Here is a 10,410-nt window from a genome sequence, read left to right on the forward strand (position 1 = left end):
GGATCACCGTTTGCTGGCGATAAGATGTTGTTCGTTGACATCATAAGAGCGCGTGATTCAAGCTGCGCCTCTAGCGTCAAGGGTACGTGTACCGCCATTTGGTCGCCGTCAAAGTCAGCGTTGAACGCCGTACAGACGAGCGGATGCAATTGAATCGCTTTACCTTCGATCAATACTGGCTCAAAGGCCTGCAAGCCCAAACGGTGAAGCGTTGGCGCACGGTTCAATAGTACCGGATGCTCACGGATAACCATCGCTAGCATATCCCACACTTGCGGCTCTTCACGCTCGACCATCTTTTTGGCCGCTTTAATCGTCGTGGCTAAGCCATGAGATAACAGCTTGTTATAAGTAAAGGGCTTAAATAGCTCAAGAGCCATTTTTTTGGGCAGACCGCACTGATGCAAGCGTAGCGTAGGGCCGACCACGATGACCGAACGACCAGAGTAATCAACACGCTTACCGAGTAGGTTCTGACGGAAACGACCTTGCTTACCTTTGATCATATCAGCCAAAGATTTCAATGGACGCTTGTTACTGCCGGTAATTGCACGACCACGGCGACCGTTATCAAGCAAGGCATCGACGGACTCTTGTAGCATACGCTTTTCGTTACGTACGATAATGTCAGGGGCGCTTAGCTCAAGTAGACGCTTTAGACGGTTGTTACGGTTAATCACGCGGCGATAGAGATCATTAAGATCTGAGGTTGCAAAACGGCCGCCTTCTAGTGGTACTAGCGGGCGCAAATCTGGTGGTAGCACTGGCAAGATATTCATCACCATCCACTCAGGCTTATTATTAGAATCACGGAAGGCTTCTAATAATTTAAGACGCTTAGACATCTTTTTAAGCTTGGTCTCAGAACCCGTTTGCGGAATCGCTTCGCGCAGCTCGTCAATCTCGATATCAAGATCAATGTCTTTTAATAGATCTTGAACCGCTTCTGCGCCCATCTTAGCCGTAAACTCATCACCGAACTCTTCTAGCGCGCGATAGTAGTCCTCATCATCGAGCAGCTGATACTTCTCAAGAGAAGTCAGACCTGGCTCAGTGACGATATAGCTCTCAAAATATAATACGCGCTCGATATCACGCAGCGTCATATCAAGAAGCAAACCAATACGGCTTGGTAAGGATTTTAAAAACCAAATGTGCGCAACAGGGCTGGCTAGGTCAATATGACCCATACGGTCGCGGCGCACTTTGGCAGTAGTGACTTCTACGCCACATTTTTCGCAGATAACGCCTTGGAACTTACGGCGCTTGTACTTACCACACAGGCATTCAAAGTCTTTTACAGGGCCAAAAATTTTGGCACAAAACAGACCATCACGCTCAGGCTTAAAGGTACGATAGTTAATAGTTTCTGGTTTTTTGACTTCGCCGTGTGACCACGACTTAATGACGTCAGGCGACGCCAAGGTAATCTGAATACTATCAAATTCACGGTTACCGCCCGCAGTTGGGCTTTGCATGATATCGAGTAAATCTTTCAAGTTGCTTCTCCGTTATCTTTATAATCATCTGGCCGCGTTTTATAACATCAGGTTATATAGCGCATCCAAGAGACTGAAGGCAATGAATAGGGTTGAGATAAGGTGTCAAAAGCAGGCGCATGAATAATGAGCTAACTGCTTTTGACTGAACCATTGAGCTTTAATTAAAGCTTAATTGTTTTCTTTTAACTCAATATTAAGACCTAGTGATTTGATTTCTTTGGTCAAAACGTTAAAGGATTCAGGCATACCTGGGTCCATGTACTGCTCACCATCAACGATGTTTTTGTACATACGGGTACGGCCTTCGACATCATCAGACTTCACCGTTAGCATCTCTTGCAAGGTGTAAGTGGCACCGTATGCTTCTAGTGCCCATACTTCCATCTCACCAAAGCGCTGACCACCGAACTGCGCTTTACCACCGAGTGGTTGCTGGGTGACTAATGAGTAAGAACCCGTCGAGCGTGCATGCATTTTGTCATCAACCAAATGGTTAAGCTTGAGCATATACATATAACCGACCGTCACTTTACGATCGAACTGCTGACCGGTACGACCATCATATAATGTCTGCTGACCATCACGAGCTAGACCTGCAAGCTCAAGTAGATCTTTGACTTGATGCTCATGCGCACCATCAAATACTGCTGTGCCCATCGGAACGCCGCCACGTAAGTTGCTTGCCAAGGCCATAATATCGTCATCAGACAAGCTGTCGAGGTCGACTTGCTCACCACCAACTTTATTATAAATTTGGTCTAAGAAATCGCGTAAGTCTTTGATTGCCGCTTGTGCTTTAAGCATGCCGTCAATCTTCTCGCCCAAGCCTTTCGCTGCCATACCCAAATGCGTCTCGAGCACCTGACCGATGTTCATACGCGAAGGTACGCCAAGCGGGTTCAATACGATATCAACCGTATTGCCATGCTCATCATATGGCATATCTTCAACTGGCATAATACGTGATACTACACCTTTGTTACCGTGACGACCCGCCATCTTGTCACCAGGCTGGATACGACGCTTAACCGCAAGATAAACCTTGACGATTTTTTGTACGCCATGTTGTAAGTCGTCCCCTGCTGTTAGTTTGCGTTTCTTCTCAGCAAACTTGGTATCGATATCTTTTTGCTTATCGACTAAGTACTCTGCGATCTGCGTCAAGCGCTCAGAGATTTCCTCTTCGACAGGCTGAATATCCAGCAAAGTCTCAAGGCTCATCTCTTTCATGTCAGCCAGCGCCATAACGGTACCCGCTTTTAGGCCGGAACCACCGCTGACTTTTTGACCATCAAGGAGCGTACCGATACGACCACGAGCGGCTTCTTCAAAGATGCGTAGCTCTTCTTTTAAATCCTTGCGGTAGCTATCAAGCTGCGATTTTTCGATAGCGCGAGCGCGAGCGTCTTTTTCGACGCCATCACGGGTAAAGACTTGTACGTCAATAACCGTGCCTTTGCTTGATGTTGGGACACGTAATGAGGTGTCTTTGACATCAGCCGCTTTTTCACCAAAGATAGCTCTGAGTAGTTTTTCCTCTGGCGTCAGTTGCGTCTCACCTTTTGGTGTGACTTTACCAACTAAGATGTCGCCTGCGTCTACTTCAGCACCAATATAAACGATACCCGCCTCATCTAGACTTGATAGAGCCGCTTCACCCACATTTGGAATATCCGCAGTAATCTCTTCGGTTCCAAGCTTGGTATCACGCGCCACACAGGTCAATTCTTGAATATGAATGGTCGTAAAACGATCTTCTTTGACGACTTTTTCAGATAAAAGAATAGAATCCTCAAAGTTATAACCGTTCCACGGCATAAAGGCGATGCGGATATTCTGACCTAGTGCCAACTCACCTAAATCGGTAGATGGACCATCCGCCAAGATATCACCCAAAGCAATCTCATCGCCTTGGTTGACAATAATGCGTTGGTTGATACAAGTGTTCTGGTTTGAGCGTGTGTATTTGATCAAATTATAGATATCGATACCCGCCTCACCTGCGGTCATCTCGTCTTCATTGACACGTACCACAATACGTGACGCATCAACATCTTCGATCACACCGCCACGCTTAGCGATAACACAAACACCTGAGTCACGAGCAACGTGACGCTCCATACCCGTACCGACTAGCGGCTTATCAGCACGTAGTGTTGGCACCGCCTGACGCTGCATGTTCGAACCCATCAAGGCACGGTTAGCATCATCATGCTCTAGGAATGGTATCAGACCCGCTGCTACTGATACGACCTGACTTGGTGACACATCCATATGCGTCACTTTTTCTGGTGGCATACGCACGAATTCACCATAGCTACGCACACTGACCATCTCATCAGATAACGCACCATCTTCAGTCACTGGTGAGTCGGCCTGTGCAATCACAGTACCCACTTCTTCAATGGCTGATAGGTATTCGATTTTGTCAGTGACCTTACCATCGACTACGCGGCGATAAGGCGTCTCTAAGAAACCAAAGCTGTTGGTTTTGGCAAAGGTCGCTAAGGAGTTAATAAGACCAATGTTTGGACCCTCTGGCGTCTCAATCGGGCAGACACGGCCATAATGTGTATCATGAACGTCACGAACCTCAAAACCAGCACGTTCACGAGTTAGACCACCTGGTCCTAACGCGGAGACGCGGCGTTTGTGCGTGACTTCTGATAACGGGTTATTTTGATCCATAAACTGCGACAGCTGGCTTGAACCAAAGAACTCTTTGACCGCAGCAGCGACAGGTTTTGAATTAATCAAATCTTGCGGTGATAAGTTATCAGACTCAGCTGAGCTCAGACGCTCTTTGACCGCACGCTCAACACGTACCAGACCAACACGGAATTGGTTCTCTGCCATCTCACCTACCGAACGAATACGGCGGTTACCTAAATGATCAATATCATCGACTTCGCCGCGACCGTTACGGATCTCAATCAGCTCTTTTAATACGTTGACGATATCATCGTTAGTCAAGACGCTGCGTCCGCGCTGAATATCAGCATCGTCCGTATCTTCAAAATCAAGACCTAAGCGGCGGTTAAACTTCATACGACCGACGTTCGATAAGTCGTAACGATCAGCGTTAAAGAACATGCTATCGAATAGTTTTTCGGCAGTCTCAACCGTTGGCGGCTCACCTGGACGCATGACTTTATAGATCTCAATCAGCGCCTCTTCACGGCTTGAGGTACTATCAGCACGTAACGTATCGGCAATATAACTACCTTGATCGATATCATTGGTGAACAAGATGCTGAACTCTCTGATAGCATCGCTTGCTTCATATGAGCTGAGTTTAACCAATAACTCGTGATCAATAAGTGTATTTGCGCGCGCGATAACCTCATCATTCACGACGATGTCTTCTGCCAAAATACGCTCATACAGATATTCATCAGGCACCGCAATTTTCGTCATACCTGCTTCTTCAAGCTGACGGATACGGCGCGCATTGATACGTTTGCCCTGCTCTACAATAACGTCACCATCAGGCGATACGATATCGAACTGCGCCATCTCACCGCGCAAGCGATCAGCAACCAAGTCAATCTCAAATTGCTCATCGCCTTTATACACAGCTACTTTGTCAAAGAACAAGTCTAAGATCTCGCTTGTGCTCAAACCTAGTGCACGTAGGATAATTGACGCTAATAACTTACGGCGACGGTCAATACGAGCAAAGACTAAGTCTTTAGCATCGAATTCAAAGTCAAGCCATGAGCCACGGTATGGGATAATACGGGCGTTATAAAGCACTTTACCACTAGAGTGTGATTTACCTTTGTCATGATCAAAGAACACACCAGGCGAGCGATGTAATTGCGACACGATGACACGCTCAGTACCGTTGATGATGAAGGTACCATTGTTAGTCATCAGTGGCATCTCGCCCATATAGACACTTTGCTCACGGATATCTTTGATCGCCGCTTTGCTATCTTTATCTTTGCTGTCTTTGTCTTTAATAATCAGACGAATCTTGACACGCATTGGGGCTGCAAAGGTTGAGCCACGCAAAATACACTCACGCTCATCAAATTCAGGGTCCCCTAAGTAATACTCAACAAATTGCAGTTCAGCGTTACCTGAGTGGCTCTCAATTGGGAAAATAGAAGAATATGCCGCTTGCAAACCAGTATTCTCACGAGCTTTTGGCTTTTTGTGCTCTTGCAAAAATTGCTCGTAGGAATCTACTTGAATAGACAGTAAATAGGGAATGTCCATTACAGTGGGCAATTCAGCAAAACTTTTGCGAATACGCTTTTTTTCAGTATAAGAATATGCCATCGAGAGTCCTTACAGTAAACATGAAAACAAATGAAAAGCGTGACCAACTTATATAAAGTTGACGACGTAAACGATAATAAAACAACGAGATAAAACGTATTAAGCCTGACGATAAAATCACTGAAGCTCGGTATACTTAAGCTCAATGCAACATGGGTAAATGTAAGCTCTAAATATAAAGCTAGTCATCTATCGCCATCAGGTATAGATAAAAGCAATACCGTCACCTCTATGAATCTGCTAATAAGCAGTACAACCATTTAGGATTAGATAAAAATTCTAGAATCAATATAACTATAGTTTTAGTAGGAAAGCATGCAGACACAAAAAAACGCCAAACATCTAAAGACGTCTAGCATAAGTCAACTTATTTCAAAAACTGGCGTGTGTGCTTGCATGTATATCGTCTGTCCTTTTGATGGGTATCCACCGCTTGTGCTCAGGCTTTGGCAGACACAAAAGGTCAAGCTGTTTATTATAATAAAAAAGAGCTGGCAATGCAAGGCATTACCAGCTCTTTTGTGTACTAGGTTAAACTTACTTTAGTTCAACGCTTGCACCAGCTTCTTCAAGCTTCTTCTTCAACTCTTCAGCTTCGTCTTTAGTTGCGCCTTCTTTGATTGGTGCTGGAGCACTTTCAACCAAATCTTTCGCTTCTTTTAGACCAAGGCCAGTCGCTTCACGTACGGCTTTAATGACCGCAACTTTCTTTTCGCCAAAGCTTGAAAGAACGACGTCAAATTCGTCTTTTTCTTCAGCAGCAGCAGCAGCAGGACCAGCAGCAGCAGGTGCAGCGGCAACAGCAGCAGTTACGCCGAATTTTTCTTCCATGTCGCTGATTAGCTCAACGATATCCATTACTGACATTTCAGCAATTGCGTTTAACACATCATCTTTAGATAGTGCCATGAGAACTCTCCGTTATCTGATAAAATTTAATTGATTCTAATAGCGTGTATAGATAGGTTAAATAACCTAGATAGTACGCTACAAAATTTAAGTTAAAACAAGCAATTAAGCCGCTTCTTTTGCGTCTTTGATTGCTGCTACAGTGCGAACAAATTTGCCTGGAACTGCGTTCATAGTCTGGACAAGCTTGGTCACTGGTGCATTCATAGTCGCCATGAGGATAGAGAGTGCTTCGTCGCGAGTTGGTAGCTTCGATACGCGCTCTAGCTCTTCTGGACCATAAACTTCACCACCGACTGATACTAATTTGGTCTCCAAAGCTTTGTTATCTTTGCTAAAGTCGTAAACGACTCTGGCAGCAGATCCCAAATCTTCCATAGAAAAGGCCAAAAGTAGTGGACCAGTCATACGGTCTGACATGCTCTCAAACTTAGTGCCTTCAAAAGCGCGTTTTGCTAAAGTGTTTTTGACCACTTTTAAAACGACACCTTTACCACGGGCTTGTTCGCGCAGCTGAGTAAGCTTTGCAACACCAATACCGTGATATTCGGCAGCTACTGCTGAGTAAGCATTAGCAGCAACTTCAGACACTTCAGCCACAACTTGTTGTTTTTGCTCTAGCGTTAATGCCATAAGTTGACTCCTTTAATCTTACCAATCCTCATGTAGTCTAAACCACAAAACAGGACTGACTTGATACGATACGCTACTGATAGAACTAACCAGCAGCGACTGATTACGGCACCGTTATCAGAATAACAATGAGTGGTAAGACAGCTTTCATCTTACCTGCTCTAGGTTTAAACTGGGTGGGTCACCGTCTGCGTAGGACAATTGAGATTTTCATCTGTCATCGATTAACAAGCTCAGCTATAAGCTATATTACTCTCTTATAACTGCGCTTTACCTACGGTCTTAGACAGCATAGCAAAGACTATGCTGACCTAATTCTTAGAATTTTTTTATTACTCAAACCTTAGGGCTTAAATAAAATTATTTGGCCATGCGATATGGAACAGGATCAATAGTGATACCTGGGCCCATAGTACTAGATAGGGTAATTTTCTTAATGAAAGTACCTTTCGACGTTGCAGGCTTAGCGCGCTTTAGATCAGTAAGCAGTGCCCCAGCGTTTTGAATAACTTGCTCCGCGGTAAAACCAACTTGACCGATAGTCGTGTGGATAATACCTGCTTTGTCTACGCGGTATTGTGCTTGACCCGCTTTTGCGTTAGTCACAGCTTCAGCAACGTTTGGTGTTACTGTACCAACTTTTGGGTTAGGCATGAGGCCACGAGGACCTAAGATCGTACCCAACTGACCCACAACGCGCATAGCATCAGGAGCTGCAATAACGACATCAAAGTCCATGTTGCCGGCTTTGATTTGTTCTGCTAGGTCTTCAAAACCTACAATGTCAGCACCCGCTTCTTTTGCAGCTTCAGCAGCAGCGCCTTGAGCAAATACAGCGACGCGCTTGGTTTTACCCGTACCCGCAGGTAGGTTGGTAGCACCACGAACCACTTGATCAGATTTACGTGGGTCAACACCCAAGTTGATAGCAATATCGATAGACTCTTTAAATTTTAGCGCTGGCAAATCATTTAAGATCTGAACCGCTTCTTCGATAGTGTATTGCTTGTCGTTATCAACACGGTTGTTAATTTCTTTTTGGCGTTTGGTTAGCTTACTCATTTACACACCCTCCACGGTAATGCCCATTGAACGTGCGGTACCAGCGATGGTACGAACAGCGGCGTCAAGATCAGCAGCCGTTAAATCAGCATCTTTAGTCTTTACAATCTCTTCTAACTGCTCACGTGACACTTTACCAACTTTAGCGGTATTAGGGGTGCCTGAGCCTTTAGCGATACCAGCAGCTTTACGTAGTAAAAACGCCGCTGGTGGTGACTTCATGATGAAGGTAAAAGACTTATCGCTATAAACGGTAATCTCTGTTGGAATTGGTAGACCTGGCTCTTGGCTTGAGGTCGCAGCGTTAAATTCTTTACAGAACGCCATGATGTTCACGCCTTTTTGACCCAGTGCTGGACCGATCGGCGGTGAAGGGTTTGCTTTGCCTGCAGGCACTTGTAGTTTGATGTAACCATCAATCTTCTTAGCCATGATTCTCTCCTATATGGGTAATAGCGCTAAATTATTATCTAAATAATAATAGGTAGCTCCCCGGTTGATAAAACTTTAAGAAATGTTTTAGTCTAATTTTTCAACTTTACTAAATTCAAGTTCGACCTGAGTGGGTCTATTAAATACATTTACTGTAAGATGTAGCTTGGATTTTTCGTAATCCACTTTTTCGACCATACCTTTAAAGTCAGTAAAGGGACCGTCGATGACCAGTAGCTCTTCACCTGGCTCAAATAAAGTCTTGGGACGAGGATCTGCTTCAGCTTGGTTCAAACGGTTTAAAATACGATCCGCTTCTGCCTGGGTGATCGGTGCTGGCGTCTCAGGCGTACCACCAATAAAGCCCATGATGCGCGGACATTCTTTGACGATGTGCCAAGTGTTATCGTTCATCTCCATTTCGATTAAGACATAACCTGGAAAGAACTTACGCTCACTTTTGCGTTTTTTACCGTCTTTCATCTCGACGACTTCTTCTGTTGGCACAAGAACATCACCAAAAGAGTCTGCAAAGTCGCTACGATTAATACGATCTGTTAGTGAACGCTGTACTTGCTTTTCATATCCTGAAAACGCTTGGACAATATACCAACGCATTTGACGCTCCTGATCGTTTGAGTCGTTATAGATAAACGCCAGCTAGAACTAATATGGTTTTGCTAAAAGCTTATAACCAATAGATCTTAGCCGATAAAGATACCGACGAACCAATTAAAGAAGTTATCGAGTAACCAAATAAAAAACCCAACGATACCTATGACGACAATCGTCTGCCATGTGTATTGAAAGGTCTCATCTTTACCTGGCCAAGTGACGCGGCGCAGTTCAACTGCTGCGTCTCTTAGTAGGATTTTAAAGGCGCGACCTTGGTGAGTCAGCGCCAAACACACTAATGCAAATACGGCGAGCGCGACGATGATACCAATACGTACCCAAACGTCATTCGCCGCTTGCCAATACCCCGGCAAGTACTGATTTGCAAAAGTCGCTGCAATTAATGCCACTATGGCAAGTAACCATAGCATCATATCTTTAGCTGAACCAGTCTTAGCGACTTCGACAGCAGAGGTGTTCCCTGCTGAAACGTGCTTTGATTTGCTCAGCATTCCACCAGCCGCCGTATTAGGGGCATCAGATAACTTAGAATCGAGGTTATCCTGATTATTGCTCATAAAGAACTCACTTAGGAGGTGGCGTATAACAGAAGATATGATAAGAAGATGGCAGGCGATGTAGGACTCGAACCTACAACCCTCGGTTTTGGAGACCGATGCTCTACCAATTGAGCCAATCGCCTATGGGTGTTAAGGCTGATAATTATACCTATCTTTAATTAGAATGCAAGTTTTGCTGTATTTTTTTATATAAATTTGTCTAATGAGTTTATATTTTAAGACAAATATGGTGTTATCTTGTCTCAAAATACAAAAAAGCCACCCTGACGGATGGCTTTTCTATGTCTAGCAGTTAGACGCTAAGTCTAACAGGTAAAAGCTAATCTAATGATTAGTCCTTAACTGAAGCAACAACACCAGCGCCTACCGTACGGCCGCCTTCACGAATA

General features: G+C 44.7%; 8 protein-coding genes and 1 tRNA gene. All 9 read right to left on the reverse strand.

Translation table 11 applies throughout. The features are described 5' to 3' along the window. Positions 1-1,499: DNA-directed RNA polymerase subunit beta' (locus tag ACTXGO_RS06035; protein ID WP_459112916.1), on the reverse strand; the 1,499-nt coding region annotated here is incomplete at its 3' end. Between the two features lie 171 nt (positions 1,500-1,670). After that, a complete protein-coding gene (rpoB, locus tag ACTXGO_RS06040) occupies positions 1,671-5,789 on the reverse strand; it encodes a DNA-directed RNA polymerase subunit beta (RefSeq protein ID WP_443573700.1) in 4,119 nt (1,372 codons plus the stop codon). Positions 5,790-6,326: 537 nt separating this feature from the next. Continuing rightward, positions 6,327-6,698 (reverse strand): 50S ribosomal protein L7/L12, encoded by a 372-nt coding sequence (gene rplL, locus ACTXGO_RS06045; protein ID WP_317199259.1) that lies wholly within the window; start codon positions 6,696-6,698, stop codon positions 6,327-6,329. Between the two features lie 105 nt (positions 6,699-6,803). Further along, positions 6,804-7,331 (reverse strand): 50S ribosomal protein L10, encoded by a 528-nt coding sequence (rplJ, locus tag ACTXGO_RS06050; protein ID WP_317199260.1) that lies wholly within the window; start codon positions 7,329-7,331, stop codon positions 6,804-6,806. A 360-nt stretch (positions 7,332-7,691) separates the two neighbouring features. Beyond that, the gene (rplA, locus tag ACTXGO_RS06055) at positions 7,692-8,393 is read right to left on the reverse strand and encodes a 50S ribosomal protein L1 (RefSeq protein ID WP_317199261.1); all 702 of its coding nucleotides are present in this window, start codon (positions 8,391-8,393) and stop codon (positions 7,692-7,694) included. Next, positions 8,394-8,825, reverse strand: a complete 432-nt coding sequence (gene rplK, locus ACTXGO_RS06060; protein WP_317199262.1) for a 50S ribosomal protein L11 — start codon at positions 8,823-8,825, stop codon at positions 8,394-8,396. A gap of 87 nt (positions 8,826-8,912) precedes the next feature. Continuing rightward, complete coding sequence (nusG, locus tag ACTXGO_RS06065) at positions 8,913-9,443, reverse strand: transcription termination/antitermination protein NusG (RefSeq protein ID WP_443543237.1); 531 nt, start codon at positions 9,441-9,443, stop codon at positions 8,913-8,915. Between the two features lie 86 nt (positions 9,444-9,529). Next, the gene (gene secE / locus ACTXGO_RS06070) at positions 9,530-10,018 is read right to left on the reverse strand and encodes a preprotein translocase subunit SecE (RefSeq protein WP_317199264.1); all 489 of its coding nucleotides are present in this window, start codon (positions 10,016-10,018) and stop codon (positions 9,530-9,532) included. Between the two features lie 49 nt (positions 10,019-10,067). After that, a tRNA-Trp gene (locus tag ACTXGO_RS06075) sits at positions 10,068-10,143 on the reverse strand. Between the last annotated feature and the right edge of the window lie 267 nt (positions 10,144-10,410).

This window comes from Psychrobacter sp. T6-1 (assembly GCF_052258445.1).

Excerpts from the sequence above, each read along its gene's own strand:
- rpoB (WP_443573700.1), bottom strand. The coding sequence starts at position 5,789 with ATGGCATATTCTTATACTGAAAAAAAGCGTATTCGCAAAAGTTTTGCT.
- rplL (WP_317199259.1), bottom strand. The coding sequence starts at position 6,698 with ATGGCACTATCTAAAGATGATGTGTTAAACGCAATTGCTGAAATGTCA.
- rplJ (WP_317199260.1), bottom strand. The coding sequence starts at position 7,331 with ATGGCATTAACGCTAGAGCAAAAACAACAAGTTGTGGCTGAAGTGTCT.
- rplA (WP_317199261.1), bottom strand. The coding sequence starts at position 8,393 with ATGAGTAAGCTAACCAAACGCCAAAAAGAAATTAACAACCGTGTTGAT.
- rplK (WP_317199262.1), bottom strand. The coding sequence starts at position 8,825 with ATGGCTAAGAAGATTGATGGTTACATCAAACTACAAGTGCCTGCAGGC.
- nusG (WP_443543237.1), bottom strand. The coding sequence starts at position 9,443 with ATGCGTTGGTATATTGTCCAAGCGTTTTCAGGATATGAAAAGCAAGTA.
- secE (WP_317199264.1), bottom strand. The coding sequence starts at position 10,018 with ATGAGCAATAATCAGGATAACCTCGATTCTAAGTTATCTGATGCCCCT.